This window comes from Candidatus Polarisedimenticolia bacterium (assembly GCA_035764505.1).
Lineage (GTDB): Bacteria > Acidobacteriota > Polarisedimenticolia > Gp22-AA2 > AA152 > AA152.
Window position 1 is genome coordinate 1 of record DASTZC010000106.1, and the last position, 21,025, is coordinate 21,025.

At 65.7% G+C, this 21,025-nt stretch carries 23 protein-coding genes; 5 read left to right on the forward strand and 18 right to left on the reverse strand.

The features are described from left to right. Both VFW45_07185 and VFW45_07190 read right to left on the reverse strand, forming a co-directional pair. Nucleotides 1-231, reverse strand: a 231-nt coding sequence (locus VFW45_07185) for a pyruvate kinase (GenBank protein ID HEU5180558.1), incomplete at its 3' end; no start/stop codon positions are given. Between the two features lie 20 nt (nt 232-251). Continuing rightward, nucleotides 252-1,082, reverse strand: a complete 831-nt coding sequence (locus VFW45_07190; protein HEU5180559.1) for a transglutaminase-like domain-containing protein — start codon at nt 1,080-1,082, stop codon at nt 252-254. Between the two features lie 14 nt (nt 1,083-1,096). Between VFW45_07190 and VFW45_07195 the strand changes: the two genes are divergently transcribed. Next, the gene (locus tag VFW45_07195; GenBank protein ID HEU5180560.1) at nt 1,097-2,653 is read left to right on the forward strand and encodes an AMP-binding protein; all 1,557 of its coding nucleotides are present in this window, start codon (nt 1,097-1,099) and stop codon (nt 2,651-2,653) included. Between the two features lie 11 nt (nt 2,654-2,664). Here VFW45_07195 and VFW45_07200 read toward each other — a convergent pair whose 3' ends face one another. The 4 genes from VFW45_07200 to VFW45_07215 all read right to left on the reverse strand — a co-directional run bounded on the left by VFW45_07200 (nt 2,665) and on the right by VFW45_07215 (nt 6,314). Next, nucleotides 2,665-3,093 (reverse strand): DUF1801 domain-containing protein, encoded by a 429-nt coding sequence (locus VFW45_07200; GenBank protein HEU5180561.1) that lies wholly within the window; start codon nt 3,091-3,093, stop codon nt 2,665-2,667. A gap of 23 nt (nt 3,094-3,116) precedes the next feature. Continuing rightward, entirely contained in the window at nt 3,117-4,754 is a 1,638-nt protein-coding gene (locus tag VFW45_07205; GenBank protein ID HEU5180562.1) for an arylsulfatase, read from the reverse strand. Between the two features lie 217 nt (nt 4,755-4,971). Further along, nucleotides 4,972-5,445: a cupin domain-containing protein gene (locus VFW45_07210; protein HEU5180563.1), complete on the reverse strand. Its 474-nt coding sequence runs from the start codon at nt 5,443-5,445 to the stop codon at nt 4,972-4,974. A gap of 11 nt (nt 5,446-5,456) precedes the next feature. Next, a complete protein-coding gene (locus VFW45_07215; protein HEU5180564.1) occupies nt 5,457-6,314 on the reverse strand; it encodes a hypothetical protein in 858 nt (285 codons plus the stop codon). A gap of 100 nt (nt 6,315-6,414) precedes the next feature. Here VFW45_07215 and VFW45_07220 point away from each other — a divergent pair, with 100 nt between their 5' ends. Next, nucleotides 6,415-7,602, forward strand: a complete 1,188-nt coding sequence (locus tag VFW45_07220) for an MFS transporter (GenBank protein ID HEU5180565.1) — start codon at nt 6,415-6,417, stop codon at nt 7,600-7,602. Nucleotides 7,603-7,631: 29 nt separating this feature from the next. After that, on the forward strand, nt 7,632-8,639 hold the full coding sequence (gene add / locus VFW45_07225; protein HEU5180566.1) for an adenosine deaminase: 1,008 nt from the start codon (nt 7,632-7,634) through the stop codon (nt 8,637-8,639). Nucleotides 8,640-8,672: 33 nt separating this feature from the next. Here the strand turns inward: add and VFW45_07230 are convergent, their stop codons facing one another. From VFW45_07230 to VFW45_07255, 6 genes are read right to left on the reverse strand one after another with little or no spacing between them, the layout of a single operon-like run. Next, the gene (locus VFW45_07230) at nt 8,673-9,530 is read right to left on the reverse strand and encodes a thioredoxin family protein (protein ID HEU5180567.1); all 858 of its coding nucleotides are present in this window, start codon (nt 9,528-9,530) and stop codon (nt 8,673-8,675) included. Continuing rightward, nucleotides 9,530-10,396, reverse strand: coding sequence for a MauE/DoxX family redox-associated membrane protein (locus tag VFW45_07235; GenBank protein ID HEU5180568.1), 867 nt, complete (start codon nt 10,394-10,396; stop codon nt 9,530-9,532). Before VFW45_07235 ends, VFW45_07230 begins: the two co-directional genes overlap by 1 nt. Before the next feature lie 19 nt (nt 10,397-10,415). Further along, complete coding sequence (gene thiO, locus VFW45_07240) at nt 10,416-11,534, reverse strand: glycine oxidase ThiO (GenBank protein ID HEU5180569.1); 1,119 nt, start codon at nt 11,532-11,534, stop codon at nt 10,416-10,418. 15 nt (nt 11,535-11,549) lie between these two features. Beyond that, entirely contained in the window at nt 11,550-11,927 is a 378-nt protein-coding gene (locus VFW45_07245) for a DUF309 domain-containing protein (GenBank protein HEU5180570.1), read from the reverse strand. After that, a complete protein-coding gene (locus VFW45_07250) occupies nt 11,924-12,802 on the reverse strand; it encodes an amidohydrolase family protein (protein HEU5180571.1) in 879 nt (292 codons plus the stop codon). The genes VFW45_07245 and VFW45_07250 overlap by 4 nt, the downstream gene beginning before the upstream one ends. Beyond that, complete coding sequence (locus VFW45_07255) at nt 12,799-13,254, reverse strand: TlpA disulfide reductase family protein (protein ID HEU5180572.1); 456 nt, start codon at nt 13,252-13,254, stop codon at nt 12,799-12,801. The genes VFW45_07250 and VFW45_07255 overlap by 4 nt, the downstream gene beginning before the upstream one ends. Before the next feature lie 591 nt (nt 13,255-13,845). Between VFW45_07255 and betB the strand changes: the two genes are divergently transcribed. Beyond that, on the forward strand, nt 13,846-15,315 hold the full coding sequence (betB, locus tag VFW45_07260) for a betaine-aldehyde dehydrogenase (GenBank protein ID HEU5180573.1): 1,470 nt from the start codon (nt 13,846-13,848) through the stop codon (nt 15,313-15,315). Then, on the forward strand, nt 15,312-16,106 hold the full coding sequence (locus VFW45_07265; protein HEU5180574.1) for an enoyl-CoA hydratase: 795 nt from the start codon (nt 15,312-15,314) through the stop codon (nt 16,104-16,106). The genes betB and VFW45_07265 overlap by 4 nt, the downstream gene beginning before the upstream one ends. A 64-nt stretch (nt 16,107-16,170) precedes the next feature. Here VFW45_07265 and VFW45_07270 read toward each other — a convergent pair whose 3' ends face one another. From VFW45_07270 to VFW45_07295, 6 genes are all read right to left on the reverse strand, one after another. Then, nucleotides 16,171-16,548: a TfoX/Sxy family protein gene (locus VFW45_07270; GenBank protein HEU5180575.1), complete on the reverse strand. Its 378-nt coding sequence runs from the start codon at nt 16,546-16,548 to the stop codon at nt 16,171-16,173. Between the two features lie 7 nt (nt 16,549-16,555). Further along, complete coding sequence (locus VFW45_07275; protein HEU5180576.1) at nt 16,556-17,134, reverse strand: hypothetical protein; 579 nt, start codon at nt 17,132-17,134, stop codon at nt 16,556-16,558. Nucleotides 17,135-17,283: 149 nt separating this feature from the next. Continuing rightward, on the reverse strand, nt 17,284-18,516 hold the full coding sequence (locus VFW45_07280) for an ABC transporter permease (protein ID HEU5180577.1): 1,233 nt from the start codon (nt 18,514-18,516) through the stop codon (nt 17,284-17,286). Continuing rightward, nucleotides 18,509-19,729: an ABC transporter permease gene (locus tag VFW45_07285; GenBank protein ID HEU5180578.1), complete on the reverse strand. Its 1,221-nt coding sequence runs from the start codon at nt 19,727-19,729 to the stop codon at nt 18,509-18,511. Before VFW45_07285 ends, VFW45_07280 begins: the two co-directional genes overlap by 8 nt. A 3-nt stretch (nt 19,730-19,732) precedes the next feature. Next, complete coding sequence (locus tag VFW45_07290; GenBank protein HEU5180579.1) at nt 19,733-20,416, reverse strand: ABC transporter ATP-binding protein; 684 nt, start codon at nt 20,414-20,416, stop codon at nt 19,733-19,735. Nucleotides 20,417-20,419: 3 nt separating this feature from the next. Further along, nucleotides 20,420-21,025: hypothetical protein (locus VFW45_07295; protein HEU5180580.1), on the reverse strand; the 606-nt coding region annotated here is incomplete at its 5' end.

A 21,025-nucleotide genomic window follows, 5' to 3' on the forward strand; every position in this document is an offset into this window, starting at 1 on the left:
GGGTCCGGGCAGGTCGACCAGGATGCCGACGTGGCGGTCGAGCTTCGCGGCCAGCCGCCGCACCAGCCGGATCCTGCGGCGGTGCTGGTCGCGGGTCCCGTGCGACAGGTTGAGACGGAAGACATCGACTCCCAGGCCGACCAGGCCGGAGAGGATTGATTCGCTCTGCGAGGCGGGACCGAGCGTGGCGACCACCTTCGCCATGCGGGGAACGTCGGGGACCGGCGGCATGTTTTCGGGCGGCTCCTAGACTAGTTGAGGGAGGCTTCGATCTTGCGGATGGCGGCGAGTGAGCTGAGGACCTGCTCCGAATCGGGATGCAGCGCAAGCATCATCGCCACGACGTGCCGGCCTCGCCCCAGGTCGCGCCGGCGCAGGTAGATTTCTCTCAGATTCGTGAGCATGCGGAGCAGGATGTCCCGCGGACCGGCCGGGGTGACGTACTCCTCCGGCAGGCGGTTGCCGTTCTTCTTCAGGATTTCCGCGGCGTTTTCAGGGCCGAACAGATCGGCGAGACGTCCCGGCAGCTCTCCCGGAGTCAGGATCTCGCCGCGATGGAAGGGATCCACGAAAAAGTCGCGCTCTTCACTGCGGTGACGCACCAAAAAATGGCCAGGGAAGGAGACTCCCGCCAGCGGAAAGGCGAGCCGGCGGGCAACCTCCAGGTACAGGACGCTGAGGGTGATCGGAATGCCCAGCTTGCGATCGATGACGTCATTCAGAAAGGAGTTGCGCGGATCGTAATAGTCCTCCTGGTTGCCACGATACCCTTCCTCATCGATGAGGACATGGTTCAAGGCCTGCAGGATCTCGAGCGGATCGCGCGAAGGGGGAAGCCGTCGCCGGGTCACCCCTGACAGGCGGTCCAGCTCGGCGAGGTAGCGGGCATGATCGAGATCGGGATACTCCGAGCGCGCGATCAGGAGAACGGCGCGGTCGAGGGGAATCTCCTCTCCGCCGCACAGACGCTGGAGCTCGGTCAGGACGTCTTCCAGAAGGACTCTCCCGCGGCGCCGCCGTTGCCGGCGACCGCCGTGATTTTCTATGATAGCCGAAATTCCGTGGCGGCGTTTTGCGCTCACGGTGGAGAGAGAGGATGCTGGCGACCCGAATCCTGGACGAGGCGCTCGAGCGCAGGGGTGAAGGGTGCGCCGTCGCCTGCGGCGGCGAATCGCTGAGCTACGCCGATGCCCGCCGGCGCATCCTGCGGCTCTCGGCCACCTTCCGGAGGCTGGGGGTCTCGCCCGGGGAGCGCATCGTCATCCTGCATCGCAACTGCCACCGCTTCTTCGAGACTTATTTCGCCGCGCTGCACTGCGGCGCCATCCTGGCGCCGGTCAATCCCCGACTCGCGGCTCCCGAGATGAAATCGGTCCTCGAGGATGCCGGAGTCTCCCTGATCGTCTCGGAGCCTTCGACCTTCCTGGGGCTGGCCCCCGTCTTCCGCAGACTGCCCGGGCTGAAGGCGATGCTCTGGACAGGGCCGCTGCCGCCGTTCAAGAGTCCTTTGTTTCTTTCCTACGAGCAGGAGATCGCCGGCGCGGAAGGACCGGATCCCTTGGAGGCGAGCCTGGATGACTCCGCTCCGGCGCACCTCTACTACACCTCGGGCAGCAGCGGCGCTCCGAAAGGAGTCGTACTGACGCGCGGCAACCTGGCGGCGCATGCGCACGCCGCCGCCGTCGAGCTGGGCCTGGACCGCGACGTCGCATGGGGTCATTTCGCTCCGATGTTCCATCTGGCGGATGCCTGGGCCGTCTGGGCGGTGACGCAATCGGGAGGCAGCCACGTCTTCCTGCCGGAGTTCTCCGCCTCGGGGGCCCTCGCGCTGCTCGAATCGGGGAAGGTGAACATGACCAACATGGTCCCGACGATGTACCACCGGATCCTGCGCGAGCCCGGGCTGGAGTGCCGGAGCTTCCCCGGATTGCGCCTGCTCCTGAGTGGCGGCGCGGCGATGCCGGCCGAGACAGTAATGCGGATCCTCGCGGCCTTCCGCTGCGAGTATGCGCAGACCTACGGACTGACGGAAACCAGCCCGTTCCTCACCCTGTCGCGCCCCGATACGACGGCGCCGGGATCCCTGACGCGCAGCGAGGAGATCCGGCTGCGCTGCACCACGGGGCGGCCATTGCGCGGCGTGCAGGTGAGAGTGGTCGACGAGGCGGGCGCCGAGGTGCTGCGCGACGGGCAGGCGGTCGGCGAGATCCAGGCCCGGGGACCCACGGTGACGCCAGGATACTGGAACAACCCGGCGGAGACGGCCGCTTCATTCGAGGAGGGATGGCTCAAGACGGGAGATCTGGCGGTTATCGGCCCCGAAGGCTACCTGACGATCGTCGACCGCATGAAAGATCTGATCAACACCGGAGGCGAGAAAGTCTATTCACTGGAAGTGGAGAATGCCCTGGCGGCGCATCCCCAGGTGGCCGAATCGGCGGTGGTCGCGGTGCCCCACCCGGAGCTGGGTGAAGCGGTGCTTGCGGTGGTCGTCCTGCGCAGCCCGGAGGCGGCCAGTCCCGAGGAGCTGATCGCCCACTGCGCCCGGCACCTCACCTATTTCAAGGTACCCAAGGCAATCCGCATCGTCGTGGAGCTCCCGAAGACCGCCTCCGGCAAGGTCCTCAAGCGCGCCCTGCGCGAGAAGGCCTGACGCACCTTCCTTTACTGAACGTGCTGGATCCACTTCTGAATCAGCCGAGCGAAGGCTTTCCGCTTCGCCGAGAAATCCTCCAGGTCCTTGAACGCCACTATCGCGCGGTCTTCCGCCAGCCAGGAGAGCAGCGATTCGGGATCGGCGATCCCCAGCCCCTCCTTGGGGAGATCCCTCTTCTTCGCGCCAAGGTGAAGGATGACCCTGAGACCTTGGCCTGGTCGCAGATTCAGCGTCGCGAAGTATTCCGAGGTGCGAAAGCTGGGAACCTTCCATTTGATCCCTTCGGCGATTTTCGAATCGGCCGCGAGGATCGTCTCCCTTACGGCCAGGATCACCGGCTTCGCGGGATGCCGGAGCGACGCGAGGAATGCCTCGACGTCTTCCGACGCCGGATCGCTCTTTTCTTTCCGCTCACGGCCGGGGGCCTTTCCCGCCATGCTCTTTCCTCCGGAAACCCTTTTCAGTTGCTGCTGCCGTGCGGGGACTCCATCTTCTTCATAACCCCTTCGATCGCCTTCTTCATGCTCAAGGTGTCGGCGCCCTGGCTGGGCGGATAATCCACCAGGCTCTTCAGATGGGCGGCGAGGAACGGCGTGGCGGCGGTCGGCGCCCACAGCTTCTGTCCGACGAATTTCCGGGCGATATACCCCCATTCCTCGGAATCGGGGGTCATTTTTTCCATGGGGTCCATCAGGAGGTTCACGACGTAGGGAACGCTCGGATACGACTTCTCGTCGAACCAGCTGCCATGGTGCTTCACGCCGATGTGCAGCTTCCAGCCGTCCACGCGCACCGCCATCAGGTCGGTCTCGTCGTAATAGAAGAGCTCCCGACGGGTCGACTTCTCGCTCTGCCCGGTCCAGTGGGCGAGATTGTTGTAGCCGTCGAGGTGGACCTTGTAGGTCGCGGCTCCCATCTTCTTGCCGGTGAGGAGCTCGTCCTTCAGCTTCGGGAGCCCGGCAGCGGCGGCCAGCGTGGCGAAGAGATCCTCGTGATTCTGGATGCCGTTGGAGATGCTTCCCGGCTTGATCTTCCCCGGCCAACGTATCAGACACGGGACGCGCACCCCGCCTTCCCAGGTGGTCCCCTTCTCGCCGCGGAATGGAGCGTAGCCGCCGTCGGGCCAGAACATCAGCTCGTTGCCGTTGTCGGTGGTATAGACGACGATGGTGTTTTTCGCGACGCCCAGATCGTCGAGCTTCTTCAGCAGGGATCCGACCAGCTCGTCGTGCTCGATCATCTTGGCGCGCACGACGTCCTGCTCCGCACGCCCCTCGTCCACCGCCATCTGGATGTACTTCGCGGGCGCGTGCGACCAGATGTGGGTCGCCGTCGAGTTGTACCAGACGAAGAAGGGTTTGTCCCCCTTGCCGTGCTGGTCGAGCCAGTCGAGGGTCTTGTCGGTCACTTCCGCGTCGAAGGTCTCCATGCGCTTGCGCGTCAGCGGCCCGGTGTCCTCGATCCGCTGCCTGCCGACCTTGCCGAACTTGGGGTCGACCGTCGCGTCGTCGGTCGTCGTCGCCCAGGTGTGCAGCGCGCCGCGCGGCCCGAACTTCTTCGTGTATTCCGGGTTCTTCTGGCCGGGATAGTCGAGCTCTTCCGGCTCCTCCTCGGCGTTGAGGTGGTAAAGGTTGCCGAACCACTCGTCGAATCCGTGCATCGTCGGCAGGAACTCGTTGCGGTCGCCGAGATGGTTCTTGCCGAACTGCGCCGTCGCGTATCCTTGAGCTTTGAGGACTTCGGCCAGCGTCGGGTCGGATTTCTGGATGCCGCGCGTCGAGCCCGGGATGCCGATGGTGGTCATGCCGGTCCGGATCGGCATCTGCCCCATGATGAAGGCGGCGCGCCCGGCGGTGCAGCTCGGCTGGCCGTAGTGATCGGTGAACAGCATCCCCTCCCGGGCGATGCGGTCGATGTTCGGCGTCCAGCCCATCATCCCGTGCGAGTAAGCGCCGACGTTCCAGGTGCCGATGTCGTCGCCGAAGATCACCAGGATGTTCGGCTTGGCGCTCTGCGCCAAGGCGCTCCCACCGAGCAGAGCGACCAGCATTGCCGCGAGCACGACCGTGCGAAGCAGGAAGCTGCGTCTGGCGTCCATCTCGATTCTCCTGGACAGATTTGAAGGCGGGTTGAACCATCGCTCAGACAACCGGCCGGTCCCTCGGGAATCCACGGCAGACCATCGATTGTCGGTTCATGGACGAGACTGAGACGCCGCCGACTCTATCAGAAACCTGACGGTCTTGTGGGCTCGCCAATGGACCGAAGCGCCCATGCAACTGACCTGGGCCGTGCCACAGGAGCACGGCCGGGGGCTACGGCGTCGGGGCGGGCTCGTCCGTGAAGATTCGGTCGGCAGGATCGAAGGGGGGATCGAAGATCGACAGGACCGAAGTAGGCTGCTTGGCTTCGTAGCTGTGAACGACACCACGCGGGACCATGAGGAGCGAGCCGGCCTTCAGCATGTAGACGCGGTCGCCCATGATGAAGACGCCGCTTCCTTCGAGAACGTAGACCGTCTCGCCATGGTCCTTGTGGACGTGGGGACGGACGCGCGTTCGCACTTGCGTGAGATGGGCGCTGACTCCCTGGCCGCGCAGCAGCTCCACGGTGGTCAGCGAGTCGACCTTGCTGATCGGATGCTGAGTGCGGATCTCATCCAGCCGGACGATCGGCGAGGGACCATTCTCCTCCTGGGCCTGCTGGGTCTCCTGTGCCGCAGGCGCGCCGGCGAGCAGCGTGAGGATGCCTGCCGCCGGCAGAGCCAAACGAATCGCAAAGCCTTTCATCGCATCCCTCCTCACCGGAGCAGCTTCTCATCCCCCGGGTCGTGGTGGTTCCAGTAATCGAGCCGCAGCGACTTGCGCAGCCTGTAGACGCCGCCCGCCGCGGTTTCCATCTTGATCAAAAGATACGGAAAAGCCGAATCGAAGAAAAACCGCCCCTTTCCCTCCGGCCCCTGCAGCACGACCTCGACGGCATCGAAGGCGCCGGCCGGGACTTCGAGTCGCTGCGCCGGCTTGAACGTCAGCGTCATCGGCACCAGCGCCGGCTTCGCCACGCGTCCTCCGATCCGGCTGGGCAGCACATTGACCGCCAGCGGCACGGTCCGTGAGAAAGCCATGCCTCTCAACTGGAGCGGCAGGGCATCGGCGAGCAGGTCCTCCCGCGCGAACGGAATCGAGAGATCTTGGTCCGCTTCACCGTCCCAGTAGGAGTGCGACACCTGCTTCAGGCTCCCGGCGCCGGTCAACAGCTCCACGAAGGTGATGCCGCACGATTCGAAGTGGGCCATGCTCAGCTTCACCGGCCGCAGCGAGTCGCGCTCGAGGTAAGCCGAGAGCATCTGGTGGTAGTCGTAGGTCCCGGTGGGGATCAGCCGGATGTGGTTGAGCTTGAGCACCTCCCGGGTCTCACCCGGGATCGGGCCGCGATCCGACTTGACGTGCGTGTCGAGACGCAGGTCTTCCTTCACGACGATCATCCGGGCTTCGAAGCGCCTCGACGTCCCGTAGAGCGGCTCTTCCACGTCGTAAAGGCTCACCTCGGCCTTGCCGTCGTCCCACAGCGGATGACTCCCGAGCTCCTGACGATTCGGCGCCGCGGCGAGGCAGAGAAGGGCGAGGAGAAGGCCGAGACCGCTCCGGCTTCGGCTCACCGGCTCATCCGGCGGAATTCCGGTCGTTGACAGGGCTGGCTGACCGCCATAATCTTCGCCCCCGTTCGGTGCGCCTCTTTCTCGAAGGGCCCAGCAAATCTTGGAGACTCGCCGGCTCTACCGGGCCTATTCCGGATTCTACTTCCTCTATTACGCGGCGCTGGGGATCTACGTCCCCTTCTTTCCGCTCTATCTCCACGCCCTCGGAATCAGCGCGCAGGCGGTCGCCTTGCTCCTGGCCCTCGGTCCGCTCAGCCGCTTCCTCTTCCCCGCCATGTGGGGACTCTGGGCCGATCGCTCCGGGCATCGCAAGCGCCTGATCCTGATTTCGCTGGGCGGCGCCTGCGCCGCCTTCGCGCTGCTCTTCGGCGCCCGCTCCTTCGCCGAGATTGCCGCCGCGGTCTTCGCCTACGGCTTCTTCCTGGTCCCGGCAATTCCCCTCGTGGAGGGGATGGTGCAGGAGGAATCGGATCGCCGCCGCTTCGCCTACGGCGCGGTGCGCCTCTGGGGCTCGCTCGGATTCATTCTCACCACGCTGCTGTACGGCCGCCTCCTGGATCGCTATTCGGAGCGCTGGGTCGTGACCGGCATCCTGGCGCTGTCGGTCCTGAACCTCCTGCCGGCCGCCGCCCTTCCGGGCAAAGGCCCGGAGCCGCCTCACCCGCCCCACAGCCTGAGGCGCGCGCTGCTGCGCCGCGCCACGCTGCGTTTTCTCTCCGCCACGACCCTGATGCAGGCCTCGCACGCCGCCTATTATGCGTACTTTTCCCTGCACCTGGATCGGCACGGCTACACGCGCACCGCCATCGGCGCCTACTGGACGCTGGCGGTCGTCGCCGAGATCGGGATGATGATCGCTTCGGCCAGGCTGCTCGCGAGAGAAGGGCCGATGCGCCTGATCGCGGCCAGCCTGCTGGCGGCCGCCGTGCGCTGGCTCATGCTCGCCCTGGGCACCGGCGCGATCCTCCTCGCCGCCGGACAGCTGCTGCACGCGCTGAGCTACGCGCTGTTCCACGTGGCGGCGGTCAGCGCCACGCACCGGTTGTTCCCCGATGCGCTGCGCAGCTCGGGCCAGAGCCTCTACAACGCCATGACCTACGGCCTCGGGAACCTGATCGGCATGCTCGGCTGCTCGCTGGGGGTCGGGGCGCTGGGGATCAATGGGCTGTTTGGCGTTTCGTCGGCGATGGCCTTGGCCGCCCTGCTGGCGCTGGGACCCCTTCCCGAGCGGCCGGCTGGCTCCGAAGCGCCCGGCGACGCGCTATCTTTCGGTGACACGCTGGGCTAGAATCCCGCAACTTTTTCGAGGAGCTCCGCGTGCCGCCAGGCAAGACGAGGGTCCGTTCCCTTCCCAAGACGGAGCTGCATCAGCACGTCGACGGCTCGATCCCACCGGCGACCACCTGGCGCATGATGCGCCGCCACCGGCTGAACCCGGTGCGCGACCTGAAGGCGATGCGCCGGCTGCTCACGGTCCAGAAGGGCGAGGAAGGGACGCTCCTGGCCTACCTGGACAAGTTCCACTATCCCCTCTGGATCACCCAGTTCTACGAGAACATCGTCGAGGTGACGGAAGCCATCGTCCGCGAGGCGGCAAATAACGGGGTCAAGACGCTCGAGCTGCGCTACTCGCCGGTCATCCACACCTACGCCGGGCTGACGCTGCGCCAGGCGATCCGCTCGGTGCTTTCCGGCCTCAACCATGCGTCGCGGCGGCACCGCATCGAGTGCGGGCTGATCATCATCGCCATGCGCCAGCACGGTCCGCACATCGCCAAGATCCTGGCGCGATCGGCCATCTCCGAGGCGCAGCACCTGCACGATCGGCTCGGGGTGGTGGGGTTCGACATCGCCGGACCGGAGCGCTCCACGCCGCCGCGGCTGTTCCGGGAAGCTTATGAGATTGCCGCCAAAGGAGGGCTGGGGCTGACGGCGCACTCGGGCGAGGAGGTCGGACCGGAGGTGGTGTGGCAGACGATCGAGGATCTCGGGGTTTCACGCATCGGCCACGCCTGCTCGGCGGCGAAGGACAAGGTGCTGATGCGCCGGCTGGCGCGCGACAAGATCATGGTGGAATGCTGCCTCACGTCCAACTACCAGACCGGCGCGGTCCGGGGGGATGAGAAGCACCCGATCGCCACCTTCGTCGAGCACGGGGTGCCGGTCGCCATCTGCACCGACAACACCACAGTATCGGGGACCGACCAGTCGCGCGAGACGGAGCTGATGCGCCGCTACTTCTCCCTCAAGGACATCGCGCGCATCCATGCCGCCGCGCGCGATTACTCCTACATCCGGAAGCGTCCCCGCCCCCGGGCGCAATAGCTCATCTCATCCTTCTCGGTTTTTTCGCTGGATTTACGGGGCTGCTGTTTGCAGGACCCTGGCCAGAGCTTCTTCGATCGTGCCGCTCTCGGGACGCCCCTCGAGCCGCCCGACTTCCCTGCCGTCCTGTATCAGAATGATGGTCGGGACGCCGGTGATTCCCTTGCTCTTCACCGCCGGATCGCTCATGAAGTTCTTGGGCAGGGCGTGGAACTGCGGCACGAAGGCCGCGTTCTTGGAGCTGTCGAGCGATTTCACCAGGCGCGGGACCCAGGCCTCGCAGACGCTGCACCAGGTGCCGAAGTAGATCTGCATGTCGGTCTTGTGGGTGTATTTGCTCAGGTATTGCACCGCCGCCTCGTTCGGCGTATAGCCCTTGACGCGCGACTCGAAGTCGGGGCTGTGGGCGTAGATCTTGTCCAGGGTCGTGTCCCCCACCAGCGGCGGCTTGGGGCTCAGGCGCACCTTGCGTCCCTCGGCGGAGAAGATGATCTGGCCGGAGGAGGTCTGGTACGTGCAGATCGGGTCGGTCGGCGTCCCCTTCGTGCTCACGTTGCCCTGCGGGTCCCGCACGACGTTCTCCTGCGGGATGTAGCGCACCGACTGGTCGGAGCTGACCACAAGGACCGGGAATTTCAGGCTGCAGCCGAGAATGAGGAGTCCGGATTCGCTCATGTAGGTCTCGGCGGTGCGGATCTCGGCGCCGTCGACCTCGACCTTGAAGGTGGAGGTCGGGACGAATGGGACGACTCCGGGCCGGGCACCACTGGCCGCGCCCTGCGGGACCTCGCTGACGGCAGCCTGCGTCGGGGTGTCGTTTCCCGGCGCACACTGGCACACCGAGGGAAGGGCCGTCAGGGCCACCAACGCCACGATTGCATGTCGCCTCATCAAACCTCCTCAGGAGCTGGCGGGACGTTCTCCCAGATGCGCGAAACCCTGCCGTCGTTCAAGAGAAAAAAGCGGGGTAGCTTGCGATAGAGACGCTTCAGGTCGCTCGGGGGGACTGCCACCACCTCAAAGCTCGGATTGGTATTAAAACAGAAAATCGTCTTGTCATCCACTTCCCCGCCGTAGAAGGCAATCACCTCGGCTCTGCCCGCGGCGGCGAGGGCATTCAGCCTCTTGACCTGGTCGCGGGAGCCGGGATCATTCAGGCTCAACAGGGCGACCAGGTGTTTCCCCCGGCCTAGATCGCTGGGCGATTCGTGCAGCTGCAGGGCGCCCGCCGGAAGACCCACTCTCAGCCCCGTCACCACGCCGTCCAGAGGCAGCGCGTAGGCGACAAGCGGCAAGGCGACTCCGGCCGCCAGGGCGACCCCGGCCGTCGCGGCGGCGCGCCAGACCCCGGCCCGACGCGGCGCGAACAGGAACGCCAGCACCCCCAGCGCCAGGAACAACGTGTCCTCGAGCAGGACATCCCCCGGCCCGCGCGATGCGAAAGATCCGAAGCAGCCGCATCCCTCGGTTCTTCCCTGCGACCAGGCAAAGGCGGTCGCCGCCATGAAGACAACGAGCAGAGCCGAGGTGAGCAGCGCCGCGATTCGGGTGCGATAGCCGATCACCAGCGCCGCTCCGAGAGCAATCTCGACCGGGATCAGGAGGTAGGCAGCCGGCCTCGCGGCTAGCTCCGGAACGATGCCGTAAGTGGCGATCTGGCGGGCGAACTCGTCGGGGTCGACCGCCTTGAGGATTCCCGCGGCCAGGAACACGATGCCGAGGGCGATCGCGGGCAAAACCCGCAGGAACGAGGACATCAGAGCGGGCAGCCGCGGATCATGCGTGGGCCGCCGGGATGGGCGTCCGCAGAGGAGAGAAGGGCTCCAGCAGCCGGTTGATCGTGCCTCGGACGACCCATTCGGCGGTAACCGCCGCCGTGAGAGGCGCCAGGAGGATACCGTTGCGGTAGTGGCCGGTGGCGAGCCACAGCCCCTCCATGACCGGGCCAATCAAAGGAAGCTCGTCGGAGGTCCCGGGGCGTAATCCCGACCAGCTGCCGGCGAGCTCCGCCTCTTCGAGCGACGGGTCGAGCACCAGCGCCGATGCGAGCAGCTTGAGCATCGCCTTCGGGGTCACCGCTTTACGGAAGCCCACCTTCTCCAGCGTGCTGCCGACCAGGACCGTTCCGTCGCGCCGATAGGCCAGGTAGACGCGCGGCGTCACCAGGGAGTGGCGGCGCGGCGGACGCCGCGCATCCAGCAGCAGGATCTGGCCTCGGACCGGGAAAACCCCCACCTTGACCTCGGGCAGCAGCCGCGCGCTCCAGGCGCCGGCGGCCAGGATGACCCGGTCCGCCGCAATGCGCTCCCCGTCTTCAAGGAGCACTCCGGTAATGCGGTCTTTGTCGCGCATCAGCGAGGCGATGGGACAGCCTTCCCGGATTCTGACGCCACGGGCGCGGGCCGCCGCGGCCAGGGCGCGCGTGAGAGTGCCGGGCTCGACCCTTCCTCCCTTAGGAAACAGCAATCCGCTCATCAGGCTCGTGCCAAGGCCCTGCTCGAGCCCCGCAATTTGACGGCTCGTGAGCTTCTCCACGGGCAGCCCGGCGGGTCCCTGCCAGGAGAGGAGCCGGTCGGAGGCGGCCGCGTCTTCGCGCGTCATGTCCAGCATCAGGATGCCGCCGCGATCCAGCTCCGGATCGATGCCGGTCTCCGCGCTCAGCGCCTCGACGAACGAGGCATAGCCGCGCAACGATTCGATCCCCAGCCCGACCAGAGGAGACGGGACTTCCGCTTCCAGCTGCGAGCAGAGGATCCCGGCGGCGGCCGAGGAAGCCTCGGCGGCGACGCGGTCCTTTTCCAGGAGAACGACCTTGCAGCCGGCCCCGGCCAGCTCGCGTGCGATGGCACAACCGATGACCCCGCCTCCAACCACCAGGATTTCCGGATTACCCATTCCGAGGCCTTTCAGCTAGGCGTCGCGCAGGACCATCTTCGGGGGTGCCTGCTGCACGCCGGGGTAAGGATCGTTTCCCGCCTCCAGCTCCCGCAGGAGCGGATCCATCTGGCGCCGCAGAGCCCCCAGGTCGACTCCCGTACGGACTTCATCGAACTCCTTGAGGTAGTCGAGCGCCGTGCCCATCACCTTCCTGGCGCCGTTCAGGTTTCCCGACTCCAGGTGGTACAGGGCGACGGCGACCTGGATGAGCCCCTTGAGGAAGCGTCCCTCTTCCCCCTCGCGCCCGTACCAGGTCTTCTCCCAGGCCTCGTGCGCCTCGAAGTAATCACCGCGATTGAAGTGCTCCAGGCCTTCCGTGAGGTCGGAGGGAGCCAGCTCGCCTTCGCTCATGCGCCGCTCCCGGGGAGGTAGACGGACAAGGCGTTGTCCCGGAGGATACGCGCGCGCGCCGCGTCGGTCAGTGGCAGCGCTTCGATCTCGCGCACGTTGCGCGAGATGGCGGGCACCGCCGGACCCGGCCAGTCGGACCCGAACAGGACCTTGTGAGAGATCTCCTCCAGGCGGGGGAACATCTTCAGGACCGCCTTGGGCGGTATCCCGGAGATGTCCATGTAGACGTTCTTGAAGCGGCGCACCAGGAAGAAGGCGGTGTCTCCCCACAACGGCCGGCCCCCGTGCGCCAGGACAATCGTCAGATCGGGGAAATCAACCGCCACGTCGTCGATGGTAATCGGATCGCCGTAGACGTTGCGCGCTCCCGGGAAGATCGAGGTGCCGGTGTGGAACATGACCGGCAGGCGGTTGGCCGCGGCGCGCCGGTAGAGCGCCTCGAGCTGCGGGAGGCGGCCGGTGCGATAGTCGTTCGGGAAGAAGAGCTGGTGCGGGGGGTGGACCTTGAGAGCCTTGACGCCGATTTCGGCCAGGCGATCCACGTCGGCCCCCGGGTCCTTGCTGAAGCGCGGATGGACCGAGCCCATCGGAACCAGGCGATCGGCATGGTCGCGGCAGTAGTCGGCAATGTAGTCGTTCACGGAATCGGTGAAGCCCATCAAATCGGGACTGACGTAGTTCACCAGTACGGCGCGCTCGATCTCTTCGGTGTCCAGATGCTTCAGGAAGCGGTCGGCCGAGCGCGAGAAGCCCATCAGAGTGTCGAAATCGCCGTGCCCCTTCTTCATTGTCGCCAGCACTTCGGGCTTCATCTGCTCCCACGGCTGGATATGAATGTGGGCGTCGAAGACTCCGCTGATTCGGGCCTCGCTCACTTCGCTTCCCCCTTGATCATCCGGTCGATCTGATCGGTCAGCGATTTCTTCTTGTTCTTGTTCTCACCCACGTAGCGGGCGACGATCTCCCCCGCGCCGTCGAAGACGTAGGTCTGGGGAAGGACGACCTGGCGGCCGCCCGGCTTGTCCACTCCGGCGAAGCGATCGACGAAGATGCCCCCTCCTACCAGGACGGGGATCTTGAGATCCATCTCCTTGAGGAACTTCGGCAGGGCGGGCAGGGTTTCGGAAGCGCCGTCGGCCGACACCGCCACAAAGGCGACCTTGTCGGTCGGATAACCGGCCTGCAGCGCAGCAATTTCGGGCAGATCCTTGCGGCACGGAGGGCACCAGGTGGCGAACATCTCCACCACCAGGACCCGCCCCTTGTACGGCGCGAGGTTGGTCTCCTTGCCGCCGACGTCGGAAAGGACGTAGTCGTGCAGCGCCACTTCGTCCGCCCTCCCCTTGGCGGGGAAGCAGCAAAGCGCAGCAATCCACAGACAGATAGGGAGGGTCCGCGGCCGCGAAGGCATGCGGTGATTCTAGTGGCGTGGCGCGGGAAGGGTCAAACCTTGGAAAAGAAAAAACAGCGGGCAGAAGATGGTCGCGACGGGGGACCCGGTCGTTGATTCGCCCCCCTCAGGCATCCTCTGCCCGCCTCAACGAAAGATTTAGCAAGACCGATGCCTTGCGCGCCGGATTTGAGCGCCTGATTGGAACAGGTCTTCAACCCATGGCCTGTACAGCAGTTGCCGGCCGCGCTTCCGGCCATTGACCCGACGATCGGGAACCGGGGAAGCAAGCCTGATTACATCTCTTACAGTTCGAGCATGTCGAATTACATCCTGGAGCGATGAGCTACCGCGGAATACCTAGAACAGCTCGAGGGAGCACGAATGCAGCTTCATTACAATTACACATCCGTCGCTGCAGGGATGTCCTCGCGGATCGTTTGTTGACGCTTCTGAGTGACGGTTGTTAAGATGACCGCGCATTCCGGTCCAGATCAAATCATCCCCTTCCGGTCAGGAGCAACCTCCATGTCAGCCGAAGCCACCTTCGCACTTCCCTCAGGAAAGCTGTTCATCGGCGGAGCCTGGACCGACGCCCGATCCGGTCAGACTTTCGAGACGATCAATCCGGCCACCAACCAGGTCCTGGCCAAGGTCGCTTCGGCCGGCCCGGAGGATGTCGACGCGGCGGTGGCCGCGGCGCGCAAGGCCTTCGAAGGAGGCGCGTGGCCGAAGATGTCCCCTGCCGAGCGGGGCAGGATCCTCTGGAAGACGGCCGACCTGCTGATGTCGAAAGCCGACGAGGTGGCGCGCCTCGAGACCCTGGACAACGGCAAGCCAATCTTCGAATCGCGCATGGTCGAGGTCCCGATCGAGGCGGAGATCCTGCAGTACTACGCCGGCTGGGCCACAAAGATCGGCGGCGAGACGCTGCCGGCGCGGGCCGGTGCCTTCACCTATACGCTGCGCGAGCCGGTAGGCGTGGTGGCCGCCATCGTTCCCTGGAACTTCCCGCTGCTGCTGGCGATCTGGAAAGTGGCTCCGGCGCTCGCGGCCGGCAACACCATGATCCTCAAGCCCGCTTCCGACACGCCCCTGACCGCTCTCAAGTTCGCCGAGATCGCCCAGGAAGCCGGCCTGCCGGAAGGGGTGCTGAACGTCGTCACCGGCAAAGGGAGCACCGTCGGGATGGGACTCGTGAAGCATCCTGGCGTCGACAAGATCGCCTTTACCGGAGCGACCGAGACCGGCATCGAGATCATGAGATCGGGCGCCGAGACGCTGAAGCGCATCACGCTCGAGCTGGGAGGGAAATCGCCCAACATCGTCTTCGCCGACGCCGATCTCGACGCGGCCGTGCGGGGCGCGACGATCGGCATCTTCTATGGAAAAGGCGAGGTGTGCGCCGCCGGCTCTCGCCTGTTCGTGGAGAAGAAGATCCACGACGAGTTCCTGGAGAAGCTGGTGGGCCGCGCGAAGAAGATGGTGCCCGGCGACCCGCTCGATCCGAAAACCCGCTTCGGAGCCATCGTCAGCAAGAAGCAGGTGGAGAAGGTCCTCTCCTACATCGCGTTGGGGAAGGAGGAGGGGGCGGCCCTGGTGGCGGGCGGCGAGCGCGCCCAGGTGGCGGGCATGGACGGCAACTTCGTCCTTCCCACCGTCTTCGACCGGGTTCAGCCTACGATGCGCATCGCCCGCGAGGAGATCTTCGGCCCGGTCCTCTCGACGCTGGAGTTCAGCGACCCGGAGGAGGCGATCGCGCAGGCCAACGCGTCACCATACGGACTGGCCGCCGGCGTCTGGACGCGCGACGTCGCCAAGGCCCATCGCGCGGCGCGCGCTTTGAAGGCCGGCACCGTCTGGATCAACACCTATAACCGCTACGATCCCGCCCTACCCTTCGGCGGCTACAAGCAGAGCGGCTTCGGGCGCGAGCTGGGAGCCGCCGCCCTGGAGCACTACACGCAGGTCAAGAGCGTCTGGGTGGATCTGGAATGAAGGACGGCCCCGTCCTTTATCGCGTCGAGTCGCCGCTCGCCTGGATCACCCTCAACCGTCCGGAGAAGAAGAACGCCCTCGCCGGCAGCATGCGCGAGGACCTGCTCGCGGCCGTGCAGCGCGCAGCAGGCGATGGTGAAGTGCGCTGCCTGATCGTGACCGGCGCGGGCGACGCCTTCTGCGCCGGCGGCGACGTGACGGTGATGGCCGATCTCAGGCAGAAACAGGTGGGCTTCGAAGAAGTGGGCAAATGGCTCGACGCCGGCGGCAAGCTGGTCGCGGCGCTCGAGTCCTTTCCCTCCCCGACGGTTGCCTGCGTCAACGGCGCCGCCGCGGGGGCGGGTTGTAACCTGGCCCTGGCCTGCGATTTCCGCATCGCCTCCGAGTCCGCGAGCCTGGGCGAGACCTTTTCACGGATCGGCCTGCATCCCGACTGGGGAGGAACCTATTTTCTGCCGCGGCTGGTCGGTCCCGCACGCGCCCTGGAGATGTTCGCCACCGGCGCGATGGTCCCGGCGGCCGAGGCGCTCGCCATGGGACTGATCAACCGCGTGGTTCCTGCCGGGCAGCTGCTGGAGAAAACCCGCGAGCTCGCACTGCGGCTATCGGCAGCCCCACCCATGTCCTTCCTCGCTGCGCGCGAAGCGGTGCGACGCAGCACTACTTCTTCCCTGTCCGCGATGCTCGCCTACGAGCGCCACGCCCAGCAGCGCTGCTGGGAGTCGGAGGATTCCCTCGAAGGAATCCGCGCCTTTCTCGAGAAGCGCACCCCGCGCTTCACCGGCCGCTAGTCGGGAAGCCTCGCTCGACCCTCGAACCTGGGCACTGCCGGCCCAGACATCGGGTCGCTCTCGCTTACTTTTTTCGCCGGCTTTTCGAGGATGACGCTTTGCGGGGTCGGAGCTTCTTTCTCTTCGCTAATGCGGCCTGGAGCGCTCCTCTCATCCAGCGGCGCAGATCCTCCCGGTCTTCCAGCACCTCGGCGGGGAGCTCGTAATACTGCATCGAGGTGCGATCGTCCCCGAAAGGGCGGAACGGCTGCATGCCGGCCGCTTCGAAGTCGGGACGATTTCGATCGTCGACCTTGAAGAACACCGTGTCGTCGTCGATCAGGGCGAAGAACACCCCGCCGGAATAGAGTCCCACGCCGCCGAACATGGCGCGCATCGACAGCGGCGCGACCCTCTCGATCTGCTCGCGGACGTACTCGCGAAATCCCTGGCTGACCGCCATGCGGACCTCAGGGAGCCAGGATCTCGATCAGCTCCTCCAGCTTCCCACCCCAGAACTTCTTCATCTTGGCAGCCGCCTTCGCGTCCGGAAGCCGCGTATGGTCCACCGTCACCTGGCATTTCTCCGTCCCCTTCGGCACGAAGCGGATCTCCAGGCTGCTCTCCCCCCCCTCCCAGCGCGCCCGGATGTTCTTGCCGGGATTCGCCTTGGTGATTTCCAGCGGAGCGCCCTTCAGCCAGCGGTTGCGGGCCCGCGTATCGCTCCACGACTTGAACAGCCGGTCCGGCGTCACGGGAAGCGTGCGGGTGGCGGAGACCTGGAAGCCGGCCGCGCTCTGGTGCTTGACGCGCCTGCCGCGCTCGCGCTCGTACCCGACGGTCACCATCTGACTCCACCAGCCGTCGATCTTCTCGACGGTGTAGAGGTGGTTCGCCACCTCCTGGTGGCTCATCTGCTTCGCGCCGGCGCGGTCCAGGACCGCGAACCACTCTTCCCAGGTCTTTCCGGTCTTCTTGAAGACCGCCTCGTCGCTCATCCCGGTCGTGGCGCGCTTCGCAGGGTGGGTCTGAACTTTTCTAGCCGCCATAGTGAACTCCTCCTGAACATTGATCTGAGTACCTACGGCCGCGACGTTCCTCAGTCGCCGGCCGTAGCCGGCGGGTTGGACTGCGGCGATCTTCAGCCGTCAGTCCTAAGCCGCCAATACTTCAGCCGCAGCGTTCCTCCACAGGATGTCTACTCATACCTCAAGGCTTCTATCGGATCGAGCCGGGCGGCGCGGTTCGCCGGATAGATGCCGAAGAACAGACCGACGCTCGCCGAGGAGAAGAACGCAATGCTGATGGTGAGCGGCGTGGCGGAGGCCGGGAAGTGGAACAGGACATCTACCAGCCAGGCCAGGGCCACTCCGGCGCTGATGCCGAACACCCCTCCCGCCGCCGTGAGCATCGAGGCCTCGATCAGGAACTGCCAGAGGATGTCGCGGCGCTTCGCCCCGATCGCCTTGCGCACCCCGATCTCACGCGTCCTCTCGGTGACGGAGACCAGCATGATGTTCATGACGCCGATCCCGCCCACCAGCAGGGCGATGGAGGAGATGGCGATCATCACCCCGAACAGCGCCTTGGTGATGTCGTTCCAGAAATTCAGCAGCGTCTGCTGCGTCAGGACGGCAAAGTCGTTGGGCTTGCCGAGCCCCACCTTGCGGCGCACCCGCATCAGCTGCGTGATCTCGTCGATGGCGGTGTCCTTCACCGCGGGGCTCCAGGGGACCGAGTCGATGAAGACCTCCTGCTTGCCGAACTGTTTCTGGTGCGTCGTGTAGGGAATCACGACGTACTGGTCCGGCTCGCGGCTGAAGGGGTTGGGGAACTTCTTGAAGGTCCCGATGACGGTGTACTGGTCCTGCCCGATGCGCACCTTGCGCCCCAGAGGATCCTGGTTCGGGAAAAGCGTGAGCACCGGCCCTTCCGCCAGCACCACCACGTTGCGGCGGTGCTCGACGTCCTCGCGCGTCAGGAAGCGGCCGTAGCCGATCTCGACGTTGCGCACCTGCAGGAACGCCTCCGAGGCGCCCAGGACGAACTGGCGGACCGTCTTGCGCCGCCCGACCCGCAGCACATCGCTCCAGGGGACCAGCGGGCAAGACTCCCTGATGGAAGGCAGCTCGCGAATCGCGGCCGCATCCTCCACCTTGAAGTCCTTGCGATGCCGCAGCTCCTCGGGCAGCCCGCCCACGAACAGGGCGGGCTCGAACTTGCGCAGGAAGATGATGTGCGGGCCGGCCCCCTGGATGAGGCTCTGGACCGAGGCATTGAGCCCACGCACCAGCGAGGTCATCCCCACCACCGCGGTGATGCCGATGAAGATCCCGACCACCGTGAGGATGGAGCGCAGCTTGTTGGCCCGCAGCGTCGCCACGGACATGCGCAGGTTCTCCATCGCCATCAGCCCGGCGGACCTATTCATAGCGCAGCGCCTCGATCGGATCGAGCCGGGCGGCCCGGTTGGCGGGATAGATCCCGAAGATCAGGCCGACCATGAACACGATGATGAGGGCCAGCACGACCGCGACCGGACTGAGGGTGGCCGGGATCGGGGTGGCTTTCTGGATCACGGCGCACAGCACCCACCCCAGCGCGACGCCGATGAGCCCTCCCAGCGTCGACAGGGCGATCGACTCGATGAGGAATTGCCAGAGAACGTGTCGCCGCTTGGCCCCCAGCGCCTTGCGGATGCCGATCTCGCGGGTCCGCTCGGTCACGGAGACCAGCATGATGTTCATGATGACGATGCCGCCGACCACCAGCGACAGCGCCACCAGGCCCGAAGCGGCCGTGAAGATCGCCTGGGAGATCTGCTTCCAGAAATCGGTGAGCGACTCGGAGCTCTCCACCGCGAAGTCGTCCTCCTGGTTCGGCTTCAGGGAGTGGCGCACGCGCATCACGACGCGCACCTCGTCCTTGGTCGCGGGGGCCGTCTCCTTCGACAGCGACTCGATCGGGATCGAGATCGATCCGAGAGTGCCGAACTGTTTCTGGTACGAGGTCAACGGGATCAGGACGATCTTGTCCTGGCTCACGCCGAGGACCGACCCCAGCTCCTTGCCCACTCCAATGACGGTGTAGGCGACGTCCTGGATGTGAACCTCCCTCCCCAGCGGGTCGGCCTTCTCGAACAGCTTGTCGGCCACCTCGCTGCCCAGCACCACCAGCGGCCGCGAGCGATCGATCTCGGCGCGCGCAAAGAGGCGGCCGCGCGCCACCTCGAAATTCGCGGGCAGCAGGACCGGCAGGTCCTGTCCCTGGACATCCACCTGCTCGACGTAGCGCTCCTTGTAGCGCACCTTCGCCGGGCTGGAATCGAAGGCTCCGATGAACTTCGCGGTGGTGACGTTCTCGCGCACCGCCTTCAGGTCTTGGAGGGTAATGCGCCGGCGCTTCTGGATTTTCTCCAGCTCGTCGTGGCTGGTGATGATGAAAGGGCCGCGCTGCAGGACGAAGACGTTGGCGCCCAGGCCGGCCACCTTGTTCTCGACGTAGCCGTTCATCCCCTGGATGACCGACATGACCGCGATGATCGACATGATGGCGATGATATTGCCGAGGACGGTGAGGATGGAGCGCAGCTTGTTGGCCCACAGCGCCCGCAGGGCGATCATCAGCCCTTCGGAAAACGGCATCGCTCAGGCCTTCTGGCGGACGTCGGAGGCGACGCGCCCGTCCATGATGGCCACGACACGGTGCGCCCGCTCGGCCACCTTTTTCTCATGGGTCACCACCAGGATCGTCTGTCCCTGTCCGTGCAGGCGCTCGAAGAGCCGAAGGATGTCTTCTCCGGTTTTGCTATCCAGGTTCCCTGTGGGCTCGTCGGCGAGAATGAGCGAAGGGCGGTTGATCAGGGCGCGGGCGATGGCGACGCGCTGGCGCTGTCCGCCGGAAAGCTCGTTCGGCCGGTGCGTGGCGCGATCGGCCATCTCCACCGACTTGAGGGCGTCCAGCGCCCGCTGGTGCCGCTCCTCCCGGGTAACGCCGGAGTAGACGAGAGGAAGCTCGACGTTGTGCAGCGCCGTGGCGCGCGGCAGCAGATTGAAGGTCTGGAAGACGAAGCCGATCTCGCGGTTGCGGATCTCAGCCAGCCGGTCGTCCCCCAGCTGGCTGACCTCCTGGTCGTTCAGGTAATAGGTCCCTTGGGTGGGGGAATCGAGGCATCCCAGGAGGTTCATCAAGGTGGATTTGCCGGAGCCGGAGGGGCCCGTGATGGCCATGTACTCGTTGCGCTCGACGGACAGATTCACCTCGCGCAGCGCGTAGATCTCCTCGCCGCCGACTTCGTAGCGCTTGGTGAGGCCTTCGGTGCGGATCAGCATGTCTCAGCTCGGCGTCGCCGCCTGATCTCCGGGCTTGGTCTTGGTGGTGTTGTCGACCTTGACCGAATCGCCGTCTTTCAGGTCGCGGATCGCCTGGTAGCTGCCGGTGACGACCTCGTCGCCCGGCTTGAGCCCTTCCAGGACTTCGAAGAAGCGCTCGCCGCCGATCCCGGTCTTCACCGGCGTGAAATGGGCCACGCCGTCGCGCACCAGGAAGACCCCCTCCTTCTCGCGCTCCTTGCGTGACTCGTCGGTCTCGTCATCCAGGATCTCCTGGGGCGGCTTCTCTTCCGTCTTCTGGGCCGCCTGCGCTCCGCCCTTCTCCTTCGGATTGCCCTTCTCGTCCTTCCCCTCGCCGGGAGCCGGCTGGGTCCGGATGGTCATGGCCTGGATCGGCACCGCCAGGACCGCATCGCGGGTCGCCGTGGTGATGGTGGCCGAGCACGAAAGGGCCGGCTTGATACCGGGCACCGGCTCGCGCAGGGCGACGGTGACCCGGAAGTTGGTGGTCTGCTCGGTCGGGTTGGCGGCGCTCCCGGTGACCGCGCTGTTCCCGACCTTCACCACCTCGGCCTTGAACTTTTTGTCGGGAAAGGCGTCGATCGACAC